This window comes from Stenotrophomonas sp. AR029 (assembly GCF_047520695.2).
Classification (GTDB): domain Bacteria; phylum Pseudomonadota; class Gammaproteobacteria; order Xanthomonadales; family Xanthomonadaceae; genus Stenotrophomonas; species Stenotrophomonas sepilia.
Genome location: NZ_JAXBQQ020000006.1, coordinates 116,507 through 134,344, shown reverse-complemented (window position 1 = coordinate 134,344; position 17,838 = coordinate 116,507). Strand labels below are relative to the sequence as shown.

The window sequence follows — 17,838 nt, the reverse complement described above, 5'->3', positions numbered from 1 at the left end:
CAAAAAAGGCGCCTTTCGGCGCCTTCGGGAATATCGTTGCTGAACCTGATAGGGGGATCAGAGATCCTGTTCGTAACGCACGTACGGCACGGTGCCGTCGTCGTTGCTTTCGTTGCGCGGGGAGAATGGATTCTTGCCGCGGCTGATCACGTTCTCGGCGCCGACGGTCAGCTGGCCGGACCACGGGGTACGCCAGGTCAGGCCGATGCCCAGGCCTTCCCACTTGCCGGGCTTGCCCGGCACGTCGACCACGCGGCCGATGATGCTGCCGGTGAAGTTGCCGTAACCGGCACCGATGCTCAGGCTCTTGCTGTCCCAGCGATCGACGATGGCCGGCGAAGCGTCGGCCAGCGGTACCAGGCGTGCCTTGGCGTAGGTACCGGCGATGGAGACGAAGCCTTCGCGGCCAATGTTCTTCTGCGCGAACACGGTCAGATCGTTCTGCTCGGCGCGCAGCGAGGGCGTCTTGTTCGGGCCCGACAACCAGGCGGGCAGGGTTTCACGGCCGGTGCCGGCGGTGATGCCCAAGCGGCTGTTGCCCCGGTTCAACGCGGCGGTACCACTGAAACGACGGCTGTTCAGATCATCCTCGTCGCCCAGGCTGGCCAGCATGCAATGGCTGGCCAGGCCGCTGATGCTGGTGCCGCTGCTGCTGTTGCAGAGCAGGCCCAGCGAATCGCCGGAGGACAGGCCAAAGGCCGCGTCCAGCGAATTGCGGCCGAAATGCCATCGGGCGCCGGCTGCCTGTTCGCCGGTCGGCTCCAGGTACAGCAGCGCCTCGACCTTGCCGCTGCCCTTGTTCCATACCGGCAACACGGTGCGGGTGTCCTTGCTCTGCGCATGCACGCCCGTGATCGCGCCAAGGGCGATCAGCAGGGCCAGCGGTAGACGCAGGAAGGTACGCATCGGACCAGTTCAGACAGGGACGGACAACGGAAGTTCCCGTGGGGACGGGAACTCGATCCTAGGGTGTTTATGAATTCTTAACAAGCCTTGATCCTCCCCAGGTACAAGACTGCCGTTTACTGAAGTCGTTCAGGCGCCGCTACAGCCCCCTGGGCGCCGTGGAACAGTATGCCGAACTCCGTCAATGGAAAGTGATACTCACGCCCGCAGAATTCGCAACGCACCTCGACGGCGCCGGTGGCCTCGGCGGCCGCGCGGGCTTCGTCCTCGCCCAATGACTGCAGCATGCCAGCCACCCGCTCGCGCGAGCAGGAGCAGGCGAAGGACAGCGGCTTGTCGCCCAGCAGTTCCGGCCGCTCCTCGTGGAACAGGCGGTGCAGCAGCTGCTCGGCCGGGGTCGCCAGCAGTTCGGCCTTGCCCAGGGTTTCGAACAGGGCGCTGGCGCGGGCCCAGCCATCCTCGTCGCCTTCGTCGCCCGGCAGCTTCTGCAGCAGCAGGCCGGCGGCACCGTTGCGGTCGGCCGCCAGCAGCAGGCGGGTTGGCAGCTGCTCCGACTGGCGGAAGTAGTCCTCGAAGGCCTCGTCCAGTTCCGGCGCAGTCAGCGCGACCAGGCTCTGGTAGCGCTGCGGCTCGCGCGGGTCCAGGCCGGGGTTCTCGATGGTGATGGCGAGGATTGCGTCATCACCGAGGCGGGACAGGTCACGCGGTGCGTCGCCACCCTCGCTGAGCTGGGCGATACCGCGCAGGGTGCCGGCGGCGGTGCATTCGGCGAACAGGGTGCGCAGCGCGGTGCTGCTGCGCAGCTGCACCGACAGGCGCCCGTCGATCTTGGTGTGGCCGGTGAACAGCGCCGAGGCGACGCAGGCCTCGCCAAGCAGTTCGGCAGCGGCGTCCGGGTAGGCGGCATGGGACAGGATTTCCTGCCAGGTGGCCTGCAGGTGCACATGCACGCCACGCACGCCGGCGTCGGGGAGCAGGAAACGGATCAGGGAATCGGGGTTGGCGGTCATCGGCTCACATCGCGCGTAAACGGGGGCGGTTGCCGGATAATGCGCCGACAACCAGACAGAAGAAGGATGCACCAGTAATGGGGGCAGCGGGAGAGCAGCACAAGGTAGAGGCCGTGGTCGCCGCGCCGCGCCGGCGACGCTGGCGCTGGAAGCGGCTGCTGTGGCTGCCGGTGCTGCTGGCCGCCTTCAGCTGTCTGCAGGTGCTGGTGCTGCGGTTCATCGACCCGCCGGTGTCCATGGTGATGCTGTGGCGCTATGGCGAGGCGCTGGGCGAGGCCGACTGGTCCTATCGGCTGCATTACCAGTGGCGCGACCTCGACCAGATGGCACCGAGCCTGCCGATCTCGCTGGTGGCGGCCGAGGACCAGCGCTTCCCCGACCACAACGGCTTCGACCTGCAGGCCATCGAAAAGGCGCGCGACCACAACGCCAGGGGCGGGCGCCTGCGCGGCGCCAGCACGATCAGCCAGCAGGTGGCCAAGAACCTGTTCCTGTGGCAGGGCCGCAGCTGGATCCGCAAGGGCCTGGAAGTCTGGTACACGGTGCTGATCGAGGCGCTGTGGCCAAAGGAGCGGATCCTGGAGATGTACGCCAACATTGCCGAATTCGGTGATGGTGTGTATGGCGCGCAAGCGGCAGCGCAGAAATTCTGGGGCAAGGACGCGGCCCGGCTGAGTCCGGCCGAGAGCGCGCGCCTGGCCGCGGTGTTGCCGGCACCGCGTCGCTACAACGCGGCAAAGCCTGGGCCGTATGTGCAGCGGCGGGCCGCGTGGATCCAACGCCAGGCGCGCCAGCTGGGTGGTGCGTCCTATCTGTCGGAGGACTGAGCCCGGCGCTGCAATTGGCAGGCGACGGGCCGGGCGCCTGCCGGCAACGTACAATCCGGCCATGACCCGCGAACGGCTTACCTTCGTCATCGCCGCCTACAACGAGGCCCTGGCACTGCCGCTGCTGCATCCACGGCTGTGCGCGGTGCTCGACGGCATGCCCGACATCGACGGTCACATCCTCTATGTGGACGACGGCAGCCATGACCGCACCTGGGAAGTGATCGCCGGGCTGGCCCAGGCCGATGCACGCGTATCGGCGCTGAAGCTGTCGCGCAACTTCGGCAAGGAAGCGGCGCTGACCGCCGGCCTGGATCTGGTGCACGAGGGTGCGGCGATGATCCTCGATGCCGACGGCCAGGACCCGCCGGAGCTGGTGCCGGAGTTCGTCGCGCGCTGGCGCGAAGGTCATGACAACGTCTACGGCACGCGCATGGCCCGCGATGGCGAGGCCTGGATCAAGCGCGCCACGGCAGCGATGTTCTATCGGGTGATGGGCCGCCTCTCGCGGACACCGATTCCGGCCGATACCGGGGACTTCCGCCTGCTGTCACCGCGCGCGCTGAACGCCCTGCGCGGGATGCGCGAGCGCCACCGTTTCATGAAGGGGCTTTTCAGCTGGGTGGGATTCAAGCGGATCGCCGTGCCCTACCACCGCCACGCGCGCGTGGCCGGCACCAGCAAGTTCAGCCTGTGGCGGCTGTGGAATTTCGCCCTCGAAGGCATTACCGGGTTCTCGACCGTGCCGTTGCGGGCGGCGACCTACCTCGGGCTGGCAACCGCGGCCGTCGCTTTCCTGTTCGGCCTGTGGGTGATCGTGAAGGCGGCGCTGTATGGCGACCGGGTGGCGGGTTGGCCGACGATGATGGCGGTGATCCTGTTCCTGGGCGGCGTGCAGCTGATCGCGCTTGGCCTGATCGGCGAGTACCTGGGGCGGCTGTACGAGGAGTCCAAGCAGCGGCCGTTGTACCTGGTTGACGCCTGGCTAGCATCGTCCGTGGCAGACTCGGTCCCGCAACCCACCCTGGGAGGGCAGGCAGATGACCACGGTACGGCAACTGTTGGACGGCAAGTCTCCTGAAGTACATGCGGTCGCGCCGGATGCGGCGGTGATCGATGCGATCCGGTTGATGGCGGAAAAGGGCATCGGTGCGGTGCTGGTGATGGACGGCCCGCGGCTGGTGGGAATCCTGTCCGAGCGTGATTACGCGCGCAAGATCGTGTTGCGTGATCGCTCTTCGCGCGATACGGCGGTGGCAGAGATCATGACGTCGCAGGTGGTGACGGTGTCGCCGGGCGAGCAGGTGGAGCATTGCCTGCAGTTGGTGACCGATTATCGCATCCGCCATCTGCCGGTCGTGGAGGGCGCGCAGGTGCTGGGGGTGATCTCCATCGGCGACCTGGTGAAGTCGGTGATCGATGCGCAGCGGCGGGAGCTGGATCAACTGCAGCAGTACATCGTCGCCGGGTGAGGGTGTCGCTGGCGGGCCTGCGGCCCGCCGGCCCGCTTTTCGAAGCTGAAAGCCACAGCCAAAGCCAAAGCAGCGCCTTCCTGACACGTTGGGAGACGGAGGGTGCGGCTGGGCAGGACACGCCATAGACCCATCCATGGGGGCTCGATGGAAATCTGTCAGCGTAGGTGTCGAGAGCCGGCGTGGGCCGCCGTACGAGCCTGGATCTCGACGATCCGTAGCCAGGATCGCGACGATCGCCCTGTAGCTTGGCGCCCACGCCGGAATCTCCCTTGATCCGCCCGAACAGTTGCTGGAGCGACCACTCGAAGCGATAAGACTGGGCAAGCGGGGGAGCTCTCGACCCTACCAGACTATACGGAGTCAGGTGATGAACGGGATCGGGATTGATGTCAGCAAGCGTCAGCTGCATATCGGTACGACGGACGGACAAACTCTGCAGGTCAGCAACAACCGGTCCGGGTTTTCTGAACTGGATGTTTGGCTGAAGAAGCGTCCGACCAGCCAGATCGTGCTTGAAGCCACAGGTGGCTATGAGCAGCCGGTGCTGGATTTCCTGCACAAGGCCGGTCATCCGGTGGCCCGTGCCAATGCCTTGCGCGCCCGGAAACTGGCTCAGGGGTTGGGTCAGATTGCCAAAACCGACCGTTTGGATGCCCATGCGTTGGCGCAGATGGCCTCCCTGGTGAAGCTGCCTCCCTATCAGCCGCTGCAGTCTTGGCAGCAGAAGATGCGGGAGTTCGTTCGGGCACGTCGGCAGGCGATGGACGCCCTGACCATCGCGCGGCAGCAGCAGGAAATGGTGCTTGATCGTGAACTGCGCCGACTAATGCAAGGCAACATCACCCGCCTCCAAACGATGGTTGAGCGTCTGGGCAAGCAGATCGCCGAGCAGGTTGGTCAGCAGCCTCAACTGAAGACGCTGAAGTCGATGAAGGGCGTAGGGCCTGCGCTGCAGGCAGTTCTAGCCAGCTATCTGCCAGAGCTTGGCAGGATCACTGGCAAGCGCATCGCCAGCTTGGTCGGGGTAGCCCCGATGTCCCAAGACAGCGGCACGATGAGAGGAAAACGAAGCATCCATGGTGGAAGAGCCGAAATCCGGCAAGTGCTCTACATGGCGGCAATGTCGGCCATGCGGCATGAACCTCGGTTGCGCGATTTTTACCAGTCGCTACGAGCCCGTGGCAAGGAAGGCAAGGTGGCCATCGTGGCAGTGATGCGGAAGATGCTGGTGATTCTCAACGCCCGCGTGCGCGACGCTCAAGGCGGATCGATCCCCGCCTGAAGCCAGCCTGCGCGTGTCCCAAAAGGCTGCCGGCCAGCGGCCGGCACTACCGTGCCCGTCTCATGGAGGGGCCAGGCCCCTCCGTCAACACAGTTGCTACAGGGACGTACTTGCGGCGTGTCCTGCCTGCGTCACCCGTCCCCCTCAAGCCACCATCAATGCAGGCGCCGCGAACAACGCTGTAACCCTACTTCGCATACTGCCCGCCGCAGTCGGCGTCCTTGCCCGGCCCCAGCTCGATCGTCGCCAGCAAGGCCGCCGGCGGGGCGATGCTGCCCAGCGCCAGGGCCACCGCACCGCGGATGCCCAGCGCCTTGAAGTCCGGGCGGAACGACGGGTCCTTGAACGTGCCGGCAATGTGCAGCGGCGAGCGCAGTACCAGGATGCTCTTGTCCTTCGGGCGCGGCTTCAACAGCAGGTCCAGGGTTTCGTCGCGCAGGCTGACGGTGCCTTCGCCGATGAGGATCGTGTCGGTGGTGTCCACCGCCAGCGCCTGGCTGGTCATCAGGCCGTCGCGCACACCGAAGTCGGCGAAGGCGCAACGCAGGGGAATCTGCTTGTCGCCGGTCACCAGGAATTTCAGCGATTCGGTGATATCCAGGCCGGCCAGCTCCATCACCAGGTTGCCGACATGGCCACGGCCCATCGCCAGGCCGACCTTGCCGCTGCTGCTGCCGAGCATCGCGGCGATCGAATTGCCGCGGCCACTCAGGTCCACCTCACCGCCGATGCCGCCCTTGGCCTGTTCGGCCAGCTTGGCATCGGGGAACAGCTGGCCCAGCTGAACGCCGCGCACGCTCGCCTTCAGCGCAGTGCTGATCTGCGGCTGGCGTGCGTCCATGCGGATGGTGCTGCGGATATCGCCGCCGGCGACGCCGAAGTTCAGTGGTGCCAGCCGCAGCACCCCGTCATCCAGCAGCAGATGGGCATCCATGTCGTCCAATGGCAATGACGGTGCGTTGATGCGGTGGGCCTTCCAGCGCACATCGGCATCCATCGCACGCAGCTTGCCGAGGTTGTAGGGCGTGTCCGGAAGCACGCGCGCGCGCGCGGCCACCCGTGCGGCCTCGGCCTTCTGCTCCGCATTGGCGGTTTCGCCGCCGCCGGTCTTCGGCGGCGCGCCGACGAAGCCGGCCAGGTCATCGAAGTCCAGGCGCTTGGATTCCAGCGTCGCGGTCAGCCGCGGACGGTCGCGGCCCACCTCGAACTGAAGACTGCCACCGAGGTCGCTGTCGCCCACCTTGCCGGTGAAACCGTCGTAACTCCAGACGTCGTGGTCGCGTTTCAGGCGACCGTTCAGCGCGTAGGGCGGGGACGGCGGAATGGCGATGCCGAGCAATGGGTAGAGATCGGCCAGGTCCTGGCCACTGAGTGCGAACTGCAGGTCGAACACGCGCAGCTGGAACGGATTGGTCAGCGTGCCGCTGGCCACCGCGTGGGTGGCGCCGGCGCGTCCGTCGAGGTGGATGCGGAACGGGTGGTCGCTGTTGGTCAGTTCCAGCGGTGATTCGGTTCCGCCCTGCAGGGTGAACGGGTTTCCCTGCCAGTGGCCCTTGCCCTGCACCAGCAGCGGCGGCGAGGCATCGGCCTGCTTCGGCTGGCCGCTGCGCACGCCCACGCGGATATCAGTACGGCCCGGTGCGTCGAGGAACTGCAGCCGGCCGTCGTCGATGCGCAGGCGCTTGAGCTGCGGGCTGGTGCCGCCAGCGCTGTCACCGAGGAAGTCCCAGTTGCCCGGTTCGCCCTTGCGAGGGGCGGTTTCCAGCAGCACGTCCGGTCGGGTCAGGCGCACTTCCGGCAGCTGCACGCTGCCGCGCAGCAGGGGCCACACGCGCACATCGATCTCGACGCGGTCGGCCGTGGCCATGTTCGGCTGCCTGGCCCAACCGGCATTGGCGAAGGTGATCGCATCGGCACGGATGGTGCTGGTCCGGCCGAGGTCGACATCCAGATGGCCGATGTGCAGTGCGCGGCCGGTACGGGCCTGCACGGCGTGCTCAACCGGGCCCTTGAACCAGTTCCAGTCCCACAATGCGATCAGTACCAGGATCGCCGCGAGCAGGAAGATCAGCAGCGTCAGCCAGCGCCGGCCTCGCGGGCCGGGGCGGCGCAGGCGCCAGCGGTTCGTGCGCTTTGTGGCAGGGGAGGCGGCGGCATTCACGCTGCCATGGTTGCCCCCTCATCGTGGACGGGGCGCGAAGCGTCCATGTGCGCGGCGTGCACGCGCCACGCACGGGCCGGTGCTACAGCACCTGCATGGTGACCGCGACGAAGTGGCAGACGCTGCCACCGATGACGAACAGGTGCCAGATCGCATGCGAATAGGGAATCGATTCGCGGTGGTAGAAATAGGTGCCCAGCGTGTAGGACAGGCCGCCGGCCAGCAGCCAGCCCAGCGTCCAGCCGTCGATCGAGGCCAGCATCGGCTTGACCGCCACGATCACCAGCCAGCCCATGGCCACGTAGATGGCAGTGGACAGGCGCTTGAAGCGACCGGTGTAGAACAGCTTGAACACCACGCCGGCCAGGGCCAGGGTCCAGATCGCGGCGAACAGGCCCCAGCCCCACGGGCCGCGCAGGCCGATCAGGGTGAATGGGGTATAGGTGCCGGCGATCAGTACGTAGATCGCACAGTGGTCGAACACTTTGAGCCGGCCCTTGGCGACCGGGTGCTGGATGGCGTGGTACAGGGTGGACGCGGTGTACAGCAGCAGCAGCGCGATGCCGAACACGATGGCGCCGGCCAGCTGCCAGCCATCGCTGTAGATTGCGGCCAGGGTGATCAGCACCGCGCCGGCGCCCAGGGCGAGCACGGCACCGAGGCCATGGGTCAGGGCGCTGGCGATTTCTTCGCGGATCGAAGCAACGGAAGTCGTGGACATGGCGTAGGCATCGTTCGCGGGGAGGGGGACCCGCATCCCCCTATCATCGCCGCGATGGGCGGCACGTGCACGCCCGTCACCGTATGGTGGGTGAATCCCTGGGTTGCGCCGTTGGTCCCGTGATCCGTCAATCGCCGCCATGCGTGGATGAACCGCCCGCGACGGCTGGGGCCGGAGTCCTTTTCTGTGGAAAGGGCTCCGACCCCGTGGCATCAGCCTGCCGAAACGGTGTGCGCCGCTTCGCGTGTGGCCGAGAAACGCACATCCGGCGAGCGTTCCTGGGCCAGCTGCAGGTTGACCCGGGTCGGAGCGAGGTAGACCAGGTGGCCGGCCGCATCCAGCGCCAGGTTGAGCGCGTTCTTCTCGCGGAACTCTTCCAGCTTCTTCTCGTTGCTGCAGTGGACCCAGCGCGCAGTGGTCACGCTGACCGGCTCGAAGGTGGCTTCCACACCGTACTCGTCCTTCAGGCGGTAGGCGGCCACGTCGAACTGCAGCACGCCGACGGCACCCAGGATCAGGTCGTTGCTGGTCAGCGGGCGGAAGAACTGGGTCGCGCCTTCCTCGGACAGCTGGGCCAGGCCCTTCTGCAGCTGCTTGAGCTTGAGCGGATCACGCAGGCGTGCGCGGCGGAACAGTTCCGGGGCGAAGTTGGGAATGCCGGTGAAGGTCACCGCTTCGCCTTCGGTGAAGGTATCGCCGATGGAGATGGTGCCGTGGTTGTGGATGCCGATCACATCGCCGGGCCACGCTTCGGCTGCGATCTCGCGGTCGCTGGCCATGAAGGTCAGCGCGTTGGCCAGCTTCATTTCCTTGCCGGTGCGCACGTGGAAGGTCTTCATGCCGGCGCTGAAACGGCCCGAACAGACCCGCATGAATGCCACGCGGTCACGGTGCTGCGGGTCCATGTTGGCCTGGATCTTGAACACGAAGCCGGTCAGCTTGTTCTCTTCCGGTGCGATTTCGCGGCCGGTGGTGGTTCGCGCCTGCGGCGACGGCGCATGCTCGACGAAAAAGTCCAGCAGCGGCTGCACGCCGAAGTTGTTCACGCCCGAGCCGAAGAACACCGGGGTCTGCTTGCCGGCGCGGTAAGCGTCCAGATCGAACGGATGGCTGGCGCCCTGCACCAGTTCCAGTTCGTCGCGCAGGTCGGCCAGCATCTGTGCACCGATCTTCTCGGCCAGGCCGGGCGCATCGATGGACGGGAAGATGGTCGAGTCCTGGCGGGTGAAGTTGCGACCCGGTTCGTACAGGTGCACTTCGCCGGTCAGCAGGTGAACCACGCCCTTCAGGCGCTGGCCCATGCCGATCGGCCAGGTGACCGGCGCGCACTGGATGCCGAGCACGGTCTCCACTTCATCCAACAGCTCGATCGGGTCCTTGCCCTCGCGGTCGAGCTTGTTGATGAAGGTCATGATCGGGGTGTCGCGCAGGCGGCACACCTCCATCAGCTTGATGGTGCGCTCTTCCACGCCCTTGGCTACGTCGATCACCATCAGCGCCGAGTCCACTGCGGTCAGCACGCGGTAGGTGTCCTCGCCGAAGTCGGCGTGGCCAGGGGTGTCGAGCAGGTTGACGATCTTGCCTTCGTACGGGAACTGCATCACCGAGGAGGTGACGGAGATGCCGCGTTCCTTTTCCAGCGCCATCCAGTCGGAGGTGGCGTGGCGGGCGGCCTTGCGGCCCTTGACCGAACCGGCCATCTGGATCGCGCCTCCGAACAGCAGCAGCTTTTCGGTCAGCGTGGTCTTGCCGGCGTCAGGGTGGGAAATGATGGCGAAGGTGCGGCGACGCGACGCTTCGGTGGCGACTTCGGACATGGCAGTGGCGCCCGCCCGGGGCGCTTTTCAAAGAGATAAGCGCCCGATTATACCGGCCGGGGCCGGTCAGCGCCCGATACCGCCGTCGGCCTCGCCGTGGCGGGCGAACTGCAGCTGGCCCTGCCCGGCGAAGATGCGCACCGGCACCGAGCGCAGGCCCATGCCGCGGTTGACCTGCACCACGAAGTGCAGGTGCGGCGCAGTGCTGTAGCCGCTGTTGCCGGACAGGCCGATCGGTTGCCCGGCTCCCACCGCCTGGCCGCGGCGCACGCGCATGCCGCCGGCCTGGAGGTGGCCGTACAGGGCCATGCTGCCGTCGCTGTGCAGCACGCGGACGAAATTGGCACGGGCACCATCGCGCTCGCGGTCCTGGCCGTTGCCACGGAAGCCATCCTGGATCTGCATCACCGTGCCCTCGCGCGCGGCCAGCACCAGGGTGCCCTCCGGCAGTGCGAAGTCGACCGCGTCGCGGTTCTCCTCGTCGTCATGGCTGAATCGCCCCTGCGGCGCCTGGTCCACACGCAGGCGGGCCGCATCGAACGGCAGGCGATAGCCGACATCTTCGGCCTGTGCGGCAGGGTTGCCCGGCACCGACTGCAGGCGCAGATCCAGCATGCGGCCATCGATCGGGGCGGGCAGGTGGCCGACCACCAGGCTGCTGTCGCCCTGGATCAGCGACTCGACCGGGAGGCCTTCGACCGGGTGTCCGGGGGCGGCGCGCAGCTGGATCTGCAGCGGCCCTGCCAACCCGTTGTCGATCCGCGCCTGCCATTGCGTACCGACCGGCTGCAGGCGCAACCGGGCCATGGGGGCGGCGCCCTCGGCACTGCCTGCGCGGGTGGCAGGCGCGGAAGGGGGAGCCAGTCCCCAGCCCTGGCGCCAGTCGCCGGCGTGTGCGGTCGCGCTCGCCAGCAGAGGCAACAGCAGGCAGGACAGGGGCAGGCGCGGCATCGGCGTTTCCAGCGAGAGGACCGCCGGGACTGTACCCGATCCTGAACGGGGCGACCGGGACGGCCCTCGCAGACTGATTCTGGAAATATCTATCGCTTTATCCGCATGAAGGGATTGACAGTGCCGGAAAGGGCTGGCATCGTGGCTCCACCATCGAGACCGGCAGAGGGACAGGCCCTTTGAAGCCGGGGCAGCCCGCAGGCGCGCAAGCGTCTGCGTAGGTGCCAAATCCTGCGGGGACCGTGGCGTCCACCGAAAGATGGTTCGAACCATGCACCCCACGTGCATCTCGAACGCGGGCCCGCGAAGGCTCGATGGCCGATTCCCCAACCGGATCCCGCCATGAGCTTCGCTGCCAGTACCGCCATTCGCCCCGAGCCCTTCGTCCCCGTCAGCGTGCCGGTCGCAGACCGCGTGCACGCCGAGCGCGGTGAGTTCGCCGCGGTGCTGTCGATGCGCCATGCAGGCCCCAGCCCGGTGCGCCTGCGCTATGAGTGGGTGGGCCCGGCCAACGGGCCGGTGGTGGTGCTGGCCGGTGGCATTTCCGCCCATCGCCACGTGGCGTCCAACGCACAGTTCAGCGAGAAGGGCTGGGCCGAAGCGCTTGTGGGTGCCGGCCGCGCGCTCGACCCGCAGCAGCTGCGCGTGCTGGCCTTCGATTTCATCGGTGCCGACGGTGCACTGGATGTGCCGATCGATACTGCCGACCAGGCCGATGCGCTGGCGCTGCTGCTGGACCATCTCGGCATCCGCACGCTGAAGGCCTTCGTCGGCTATTCGTATGGCGCGCTGGTCGGCCAGCAGTTCGCGATCCGTCACCGCGCCCGCGTGCGCCAACTGGTGCTGGCCAGCGGCGCGCACCGCCCGCATCCCTATGCCGCCGCGTGGCGCGCGCTGCAGCGCCGCGCGGTTGCGCTGGGCCAGCTGCAGTGCGGCGAAGACCACGGCCTGGCCCTGGCCCGGCAGTTCGCCATGCTCAGCTACCGCACCCCGGAAGAATTCGGCGAGCGCTTCGACGCTGCCCCGGAGGTCATCAATGGCCGCGTGCGCGTGGCCGCCGAAGACTACCTCGACGCCGCCGGCGCGCAGTACGTCGCGCGCACGCCGGTGACCGCCTACCTGCGCCTGTCCGAATCGATCGACCTGCACCGTGTCGACCCCGCCGCGATCCTGCCGCCGACCGTGGTGGTGGCCGTGGAGGGCGACCGCCTGGTGCCGCTGGCCGACCTGGTCGGCCTGGTCGAAGGGCTGGGCCCGCGCGGCAGCCTGCGCGTGCTGCGTTCGCCCTATGGCCACGACGCCTTCCTCAAAGAAACCGATCGCATCGACGCGATCCTCGCCACCGCCTTCCGCACCTCTGGAGAGTCCGCATGAGCCTGCACGCCAACGAGCCGTCCTGTAGTCGCACCACTGCCGCCGTCCGTGCGGGCATCGATCGGGACACCGCGCATGGCGCGGTCACGCCGCCGATCGTGCTGTCGTCGAACTTCAGCTTCGAAGGCTTCGGCAACAAGCGCCAGTACGACTACACGCGCAGTGGCAACCCGACCCGCGACCTGCTGGGTGAGGCGCTGGCGGAACTGGAAGGCGGCGTCGGTGGTGTGGTCACCGCCACCGGCATGGGCGCGATCAACCTGGTGCTGAACGCACTGCTGAAGCCGGGCGATACCCTGGTGGTGCCGCACGATGCGTACGGTGGCAGCTGGCGCCTGTTCAATGCGCTGGCCCGGAAGGGCCACTTTGAACTGGTCACCGCCGACCTGACCGATCCGCGCGCACTGGCACAGGCGTTGGCCACCCAGCCGAAGCTGGTGCTGGTGGAAACGCCGTCCAACCCGCTGCTGCGCATCACCGACCTGCGCTTCGTCATCGATGCCGCGCACAAGGCCGGCGCACTCGTGGTGGTCGACAACACGTTCCTGTCACCAGCGCTGCAGCAACCGCTGTCGTTCGGTGCGGACCTGGTGCTGCATTCCACCACGAAGTACATCAACGGCCACAGCGATGTGGTGGGCGGGGCAGTGGTCGCGCGTGATCCGGCAGTGCACGAGCAGCTGGTGTGGTGGGGCAACGCGCTGGGCCTGACGGGTTCACCGTTCGATGCCTTCCTGACCCTGCGTGGCCTGCGCACGCTGGATGCGCGCCTGCGCGTGCACCAGGAAAATACCGCCTCGATCGTTGCCCTGCTGGACCAGCATCCGGCCGTCGGCAGGGTGTACTACCCGGGCCTGGCCGAACATCCCGGCCATGCCATCGCGGCGCGCCAGCAGAGCGGTTTCGGCGCGATGCTGTCGTTCGAGCTTGCGCACTGCGCCGGTGAAGATCCGCACGCGGCAGTGCGCGCATTCGTGGATGGCCTGCGCTGCTTCACCCTGGCCGAATCGCTGGGCGGCGTCGAAAGCCTGATCGCGCATCCGGCGACCATGACCCATGCGGCGATGACCGCCGAAGCACGCGCAGCGGCCGGTATCAGCGAAGGGCTGCTGCGTCTGTCGGTCGGCATCGAGGCCGAGCGCGACCTGCTGGCCGATCTCGGTGCCGCGCTGCAGCGCGCCGAAGTCGTGATCGATGCGGCCGCACGCCGCAAACAGGTGGTGGATGCATGAGCGCACTCGCTGCTGAAATTCCGGCGCTGGGCGCGGGACGCCTGGCGCTGCTCGGTACTGGCACAGTCGGCTCGGCCTTCGTGCAGCGCTACCAGACGCTGCGGGCTCGCGGGCTGGAACTGCCGAGCGTGCAATGGCTGGCCAACTCGCGCACTGCGCTGGAGATCGATCGTGACCTGGCGTTGCCGCTGGAACTGGCGCGACGTGCGCCACGCGATGGCCAGAGTTCGCCGGCGTGGGCCAGCACCGAAGGGCTGGAGCGTGGCGATGTGGTGGTCGATGCCACCGCCAGCGAAGACGTGGCCGCACGTCACGTGCAGTGGCTGGCGCGCGGCGTGCATGTGGTGACAGCCAACAAGCTGGGCCGTGGTGCGCAGCTGTCACGCGCGCAGGCCATTGCAGACAGCTGTGCCGACAGTGGTGCGCGCTATGGTGACAGCGCCACCGTCGGTGCCGGGCTGCCGCTGCTGAGCAGCCTGCGCGCACTGGTGGCCGGTGGTGATCACATCCATGCCATCGAGGGCGTGCTGTCCGGTTCGCTGGCGTGGCTGTTCCATCGCTATGACGGCAAGTCGCCGTTCTCGGCGGCGGTGCGCGAGGCGCTGGCGGCCGGCTACACCGAGCCGGATCCGCGACTTGACCTGTCCGGCGAGGACGTGCGCCGCAAGCTGCTGATCCTGGCCCGCAGCAGCGGGCTGGCGCTGGATGCTTCGCAGGTGCAGGTGGACTCACTGGTACCTGAAACGCTGGCCGCGTTGCCGCTGGAGGTCGCAGTGGCTGCGCTGGAGCAGCTGGATGCGCCGCTGCAGGCGCGTTGGCAGCGGGCACGCGAAAACGGCCGCGTGTTGCGTTTCGTCGGCCGTGTTGACGGTGGGGGTGCGCAGGTGGGCCTGCGCGAGCTGCCGGCCGATCACCCGTTGGCGCAGGGTGCGGGGACCGACAATCGCGTCGCCATCCACAGTGATCGCTACCGTCGCCAGCCGCTGTTGATCCAGGGCCCGGGTGCGGGCGCGGAAGTCACCGCCGCCGCGTTGCTGGATGACGTGCTGCGCATCGTCGGCTGATCGCACAGTTCTTGTAGAGCCGAGCCCATGCTCGGCTGCTCCTGGCGAGATCCCCTCCTGCTGGATAAGCCGAGCATGGGCTCGGCTCTACACGAGCACGCTAGCTGATCAGCGGGATTTCAACGCCTTCAACAAGGCGCTGTTGAACTGCTTCGGGTCCTGCACCTGCGGCGAATGGCCCAGTTCGGCGAACTCGACCAGCGTCGCGCCGGGAATCGCTGCGGCCGCCGCCTTGCCGAGCGCTGGATAGTTGCCCAGCGTCGCCTTCACCGAAGCCGGCGCCAGGTCGCGGCCGATCGCGGTGCGGTCCTTCTGGCCGATGAACAGCGTGGTCGGCACCTGCAGGTTCTTCAGTTCGTAGACCACCGGCTGGTTGAACACCATGTCCGAGGCCAGCGCCTGGCTCCATGCAACGGCCTGCTTGCCGGGCCCTTCGTACATGCCTGACTGCATCCGCGCCCAGGGTTCGTAGGCCGGCTTCCATTTGCCGTCGTAGTACACATCCAGCTGGTAGCGGCGGATGCTGTCGTAGCTGATGTTCATTTCACCGGCATACCACGCGTCGACGCCGCGCCAGGGCACGCCCAGCGCCTTCCAGTCTTCCAGTCCGATCGGGTTGACCAGCGACAGGCTGCGCAGGTCCTGCGGGTACATCAGCGCGTAGCGCACGGCCAGCATGCCGCCCATCGAATGCCCGACCAGGTGCACCGGCACGTCGCCCAGTTGCAGCTGCTGCAGCAGGGCATGGGTATTGGCTGCCAGCTGTGCGAACGTGTACTGATAGCGCTCGGGCTTGCTGGATTTGCAGAAGCCGACCTGGTCCGGAGCGATCACCCGATAGCCGGCGGCAACCAGTGGCTTGATCGATTCCTTCCAGGTGGCGGCGCAGAAGTTCTTGCCGTGCAGCAGCACCACCACACCGATGGGCGCCTTCTTCGGCGCGATGTCCAGGTAGGCCATTTCCAGCGGCTGCCGCTGCGATTCCAGTGCGAAGGTCTTGACCGGATAGCCGTAGTCGAAGCCCTCAAGCCGCGGCCCGTAGGTGGGGGCGGCCAGGGCGGTCAGCGGAAGGCAGGCAAGCAGGGCGGCAGCGATCACGCGCATGGGGCAATCCGGGGTGGGGGAGCCCCGAGCCTAACCGGAACGCGGTGACGGTGTCGTCCGACCGGCCAGGGACAACGGGGTAGAGTCGACTGTCAGTCGACTGCTCTTCGATCAGACCGCGAAAATCCCGCGCTGCACGCGATAGTCGACCAGCGGTCGACTCTACCCAGGGTCATCAGCACTCGATGACGTTCACCGCCAGGCCACCGCGGCTGGTTTCCTTGTACTTGTCCTGCATGTCGCGGCCGGTATCGCGCATGGTCTTGATCACCTTGTCCAGCGACACCTTGTGCTTGCCGTCGCCACGCATCGCCATGCGCGAGGCATTGATCGCCTTCACCGCGCCCATCGCGTTGCGTTCGATGCAGGGAATCTGCACCAGGCCACCGATCGGGTCGCAGGTCAGGCCCAGGTTGTGTTCCATGCCGATTTCCGCGGCGTTCTCGATCTGGCTGGGGTTGCCGCCCAGTGCCGCGACCAGGCCACCGGCCGCCATCGAGCAGGCCACGCCAACCTCGCCCTGGCAGCCCACTTCGGCGCCGGAAATCGAGGCGTTTTCCTTGTAGAGGATGCCGATCGCCGCCGAGGTCAGCAGGAAGTCGAACACGCGCTGTTCGTTCGCGCCCGGGCAGAAGCGATCGAAGTAGTGCAGCACCGCCGGCAGCACACCGGCCGCACCGTTGGTCGGCGCAGTCACCACGCGGCCACCGGCAGCGTTCTCCTCGTTCACTGCCAGTGCGTACAGGTTGACCCAGTCCAGCGTGGTCAGCGGGTCGCGCATCGCCGCTTCCGGCTTCGACGACAGTTCGCGGTACAACGCCGGCGCACGACGGCCCACCTTCAGGCCACCCGGCAGCACGCCTTCCTCGCGGATGCCGCGCGCCACGCACGACTGCATCGCACTCCAGATCTCGCGCAGCCGCGCGCGGATCTCGTCTTCGCTGCGCCAGCACTTCTCGTTCTCGAACATCAGCTGGGCAATGCTCAGGCCGCTGCGCGCGGTCTGCGCCAGCAGCTCGTCGCCGCTCTTGAACGGGTAGGGCAGCGGGGTCTCGTCGGGCACGATGCGATCATCGGCCGCGTCGTCCTGGTTGACCACGAAGCCGCCGCCGACCGAATAATAGTCGCGGGTGGCGATCACTTCGTCGTCGGCGTTGTAGGCAGTGAAGCGCATGCCGTTGGTGTGGTAGGGCAGCTTCTGGCGCTTGTTCATGCCGAGGTCGCGCTTCTCGTCGAAGGCGATCTCGTGCTGGCCCATCAGCTGGATGCGCTTGCTGCTGCGGATGCGCTCCAGCGTGGCCGGAATGATGTCTGGATCGATCAGGTTCGGCCGCTGGCCTTCCAGGCCCAGCAGGATCGCCTTGTCGGTGCCGTGGCCGCGGCCGGTCAGTGCCAGCGAGCCATAGACATCGGCGCGGATGCGCGCGACCTCGTGCAGGCGGCCCGGGTCGAGCAGCCAGCGATGGATGAATCGCTCGGCGGCCTTCATCGGCCCGACGGTGTGCGAGGAACTCGGGCCAATGCCGATCTTGAAAACGTCGAACGTGCTGACAGCCATGGTTGCCGTACTGCGGGTACCGGAAGAGATCGCTATTCTAGCGGTTCACGCCGCACTTCCATGGCTGCGGCGCAGCATTTCCGCCACGGGAGCCCGGCCGGTGTTGACCCTTATCCAACGTGACGATTGCCACCTGTGCGACATGGCCCTGGCCGAGCTGGCCAGGGCACGGGCGCCGGAGTTCGAATCGGTGTTCCTGGACGACCAGCCGGCGCTGGAAGCGCGCTATGGCACGCGGGTGCCGGTGCTGCGTGACGAGCGCGGCGACCGCGAGCTGGACTGGCCGTTCGACGCGGCCACGGTTCAGGCGTGGTTGGCCGTCGATCGGTAGTGGGGGGGGGGGGGGGGGGGGCGGG

Annotated in this window: 16 protein-coding genes and 1 riboswitch; of the genes, 8 read left to right on the top strand and 8 right to left on the bottom strand. The window is 67.3% G+C overall.

Annotated features, from left to right (window positions below; translation table 11 throughout):
• Nucleotides 1-57 precede the first annotated feature (57 nt).
• Both ACM0PB_RS17110 and hslO read right to left on the bottom strand, forming a co-directional pair.
• Complete coding sequence (locus ACM0PB_RS17110) at nucleotides 58-906, bottom strand: XOO1806 family protein (protein ID WP_014648071.1); 849 nt, start codon at nucleotides 904-906, stop codon at nucleotides 58-60.
• 116 nt (nucleotides 907-1,022) lie between these two features.
• Nucleotides 1,023-1,916, bottom strand: a complete 894-nt coding sequence (gene hslO, locus ACM0PB_RS17105) for an Hsp33 family molecular chaperone HslO (protein WP_049412229.1) — start codon at nucleotides 1,914-1,916, stop codon at nucleotides 1,023-1,025.
• A 77-nt stretch (nucleotides 1,917-1,993) separates the two neighbouring features.
• Here hslO and mtgA point away from each other — a divergent pair, with 77 nt between their 5' ends.
• The 4 genes from mtgA (at nucleotide 1,994) to ACM0PB_RS17085 (ending at nucleotide 5,500) form a co-directional block, all read left to right on the top strand.
• A complete protein-coding gene (gene mtgA / locus ACM0PB_RS17100) occupies nucleotides 1,994-2,743 on the top strand; it encodes a monofunctional biosynthetic peptidoglycan transglycosylase (RefSeq protein ID WP_005418407.1) in 750 nt (249 codons plus the stop codon).
• 61 nt (nucleotides 2,744-2,804) lie between these two features.
• Nucleotides 2,805-3,824: a glycosyltransferase family 2 protein gene (locus ACM0PB_RS17095; RefSeq protein WP_065178200.1), complete on the top strand. Its 1,020-nt coding sequence runs from the start codon at nucleotides 2,805-2,807 to the stop codon at nucleotides 3,822-3,824.
• A complete protein-coding gene (locus tag ACM0PB_RS17090) occupies nucleotides 3,784-4,215 on the top strand; it encodes a CBS domain-containing protein (protein WP_005418405.1) in 432 nt (143 codons plus the stop codon). The genes ACM0PB_RS17095 and ACM0PB_RS17090 overlap by 41 nt, the downstream gene beginning before the upstream one ends.
• Before the next feature lie 370 nt (nucleotides 4,216-4,585).
• Nucleotides 4,586-5,500, top strand: a complete 915-nt coding sequence (locus ACM0PB_RS17085; protein ID WP_164229827.1) for an IS110 family RNA-guided transposase — start codon at nucleotides 4,586-4,588, stop codon at nucleotides 5,498-5,500.
• 187 nt (nucleotides 5,501-5,687) lie between these two features.
• Here ACM0PB_RS17085 and ACM0PB_RS17080 read toward each other — a convergent pair whose 3' ends face one another.
• The 4 genes from ACM0PB_RS17080 to ACM0PB_RS17065 form a co-directional block, all read right to left on the bottom strand.
• Nucleotides 5,688-7,661: an AsmA family protein gene (locus tag ACM0PB_RS17080; RefSeq protein ID WP_065185431.1), complete on the bottom strand. Its 1,974-nt coding sequence runs from the start codon at nucleotides 7,659-7,661 to the stop codon at nucleotides 5,688-5,690.
• Nucleotides 7,662-7,743: 82 nt separating this feature from the next.
• The gene (gene trhA / locus ACM0PB_RS17075) at nucleotides 7,744-8,382 is read right to left on the bottom strand and encodes a PAQR family membrane homeostasis protein TrhA (protein WP_005418403.1); all 639 of its coding nucleotides are present in this window, start codon (nucleotides 8,380-8,382) and stop codon (nucleotides 7,744-7,746) included.
• Between the two features lie 212 nt (nucleotides 8,383-8,594).
• Complete coding sequence (locus ACM0PB_RS17070; RefSeq protein WP_005418402.1) at nucleotides 8,595-10,199, bottom strand: peptide chain release factor 3; 1,605 nt, start codon at nucleotides 10,197-10,199, stop codon at nucleotides 8,595-8,597.
• Nucleotides 10,200-10,265: 66 nt separating this feature from the next.
• Nucleotides 10,266-11,150: a M23 family metallopeptidase gene (locus tag ACM0PB_RS17065; RefSeq protein WP_005418401.1), complete on the bottom strand. Its 885-nt coding sequence runs from the start codon at nucleotides 11,148-11,150 to the stop codon at nucleotides 10,266-10,268.
• A 147-nt stretch (nucleotides 11,151-11,297) separates the two neighbouring features.
• Nucleotides 11,298-11,416: riboswitch (SAM riboswitch) on the top strand.
• A gap of 76 nt (nucleotides 11,417-11,492) precedes the next feature.
• On the opposite strand from ACM0PB_RS17065, the gene metX reads away from it, so the two are divergent.
• Genes metX through ACM0PB_RS17050 form a run of 3 tightly spaced genes read left to right on the top strand, consistent with a single transcriptional unit; the run spans nucleotide 11,493 to nucleotide 14,820 of the window.
• Nucleotides 11,493-12,524, top strand: a complete 1,032-nt coding sequence (metX, locus tag ACM0PB_RS17060) for a homoserine O-succinyltransferase MetX (RefSeq protein ID WP_164229824.1) — start codon at nucleotides 11,493-11,495, stop codon at nucleotides 12,522-12,524.
• Entirely contained in the window at nucleotides 12,521-13,756 is a 1,236-nt protein-coding gene (locus tag ACM0PB_RS17055; RefSeq protein WP_065185433.1) for an O-succinylhomoserine (thiol)-lyase, read from the top strand. The genes metX and ACM0PB_RS17055 overlap by 4 nt, the downstream gene beginning before the upstream one ends.
• Nucleotides 13,753-14,820 (top strand): homoserine dehydrogenase family protein, encoded by a 1,068-nt coding sequence (locus ACM0PB_RS17050; RefSeq protein WP_065178203.1) that lies wholly within the window; start codon nucleotides 13,753-13,755, stop codon nucleotides 14,818-14,820. Before ACM0PB_RS17055 ends, ACM0PB_RS17050 begins: the two co-directional genes overlap by 4 nt.
• A gap of 108 nt (nucleotides 14,821-14,928) precedes the next feature.
• Here ACM0PB_RS17050 and ACM0PB_RS17045 read toward each other — a convergent pair whose 3' ends face one another.
• The gene (locus ACM0PB_RS17045; RefSeq protein ID WP_065178204.1) at nucleotides 14,929-15,924 is read right to left on the bottom strand and encodes an alpha/beta fold hydrolase; all 996 of its coding nucleotides are present in this window, start codon (nucleotides 15,922-15,924) and stop codon (nucleotides 14,929-14,931) included.
• A gap of 175 nt (nucleotides 15,925-16,099) precedes the next feature.
• A complete protein-coding gene (locus ACM0PB_RS17040; RefSeq protein ID WP_065178205.1) occupies nucleotides 16,100-17,482 on the bottom strand; it encodes an L-serine ammonia-lyase in 1,383 nt (460 codons plus the stop codon).
• A 100-nt stretch (nucleotides 17,483-17,582) separates the two neighbouring features.
• Between ACM0PB_RS17040 and ACM0PB_RS17035 the strand changes: the two genes are divergently transcribed.
• Complete coding sequence (locus ACM0PB_RS17035; RefSeq protein ID WP_032954410.1) at nucleotides 17,583-17,813, top strand: glutaredoxin family protein; 231 nt, start codon at nucleotides 17,583-17,585, stop codon at nucleotides 17,811-17,813.
• Nucleotides 17,814-17,838 lie beyond the last annotated feature (25 nt).

Excerpts from the sequence above, each read along its gene's own strand:
- ACM0PB_RS17110 (WP_014648071.1), bottom strand. The coding sequence starts at position 906 with ATGCGTACCTTCCTGCGTCTACCGCTGGCCCTGCTGATCGCCCTTGGC.
- hslO (WP_049412229.1), bottom strand. The coding sequence starts at position 1,916 with ATGACCGCCAACCCCGATTCCCTGATCCGTTTCCTGCTCCCCGACGCC.
- mtgA (WP_005418407.1), top strand. The coding sequence starts at position 1,994 with ATGGGGGCAGCGGGAGAGCAGCACAAGGTAGAGGCCGTGGTCGCCGCG.
- ACM0PB_RS17095 (WP_065178200.1), top strand. The coding sequence starts at position 2,805 with ATGACCCGCGAACGGCTTACCTTCGTCATCGCCGCCTACAACGAGGCC.
- ACM0PB_RS17090 (WP_005418405.1), top strand. The coding sequence starts at position 3,784 with ATGACCACGGTACGGCAACTGTTGGACGGCAAGTCTCCTGAAGTACAT.
- ACM0PB_RS17085 (WP_164229827.1), top strand. The coding sequence starts at position 4,586 with ATGAACGGGATCGGGATTGATGTCAGCAAGCGTCAGCTGCATATCGGT.
- trhA (WP_005418403.1), bottom strand. The coding sequence starts at position 8,382 with ATGTCCACGACTTCCGTTGCTTCGATCCGCGAAGAAATCGCCAGCGCC.
- ACM0PB_RS17070 (WP_005418402.1), bottom strand. The coding sequence starts at position 10,199 with ATGTCCGAAGTCGCCACCGAAGCGTCGCGTCGCCGCACCTTCGCCATC.
- ACM0PB_RS17065 (WP_005418401.1), bottom strand. The coding sequence starts at position 11,150 with ATGCCGCGCCTGCCCCTGTCCTGCCTGCTGTTGCCTCTGCTGGCGAGC.
- metX (WP_164229824.1), top strand. The coding sequence starts at position 11,493 with ATGAGCTTCGCTGCCAGTACCGCCATTCGCCCCGAGCCCTTCGTCCCC.
- ACM0PB_RS17055 (WP_065185433.1), top strand. The coding sequence starts at position 12,521 with ATGAGCCTGCACGCCAACGAGCCGTCCTGTAGTCGCACCACTGCCGCC.
- ACM0PB_RS17050 (WP_065178203.1), top strand. The coding sequence starts at position 13,753 with ATGAGCGCACTCGCTGCTGAAATTCCGGCGCTGGGCGCGGGACGCCTG.
- ACM0PB_RS17045 (WP_065178204.1), bottom strand. The coding sequence starts at position 15,924 with ATGCGCGTGATCGCTGCCGCCCTGCTTGCCTGCCTTCCGCTGACCGCC.
- ACM0PB_RS17040 (WP_065178205.1), bottom strand. The coding sequence starts at position 17,482 with ATGGCTGTCAGCACGTTCGACGTTTTCAAGATCGGCATTGGCCCGAGT.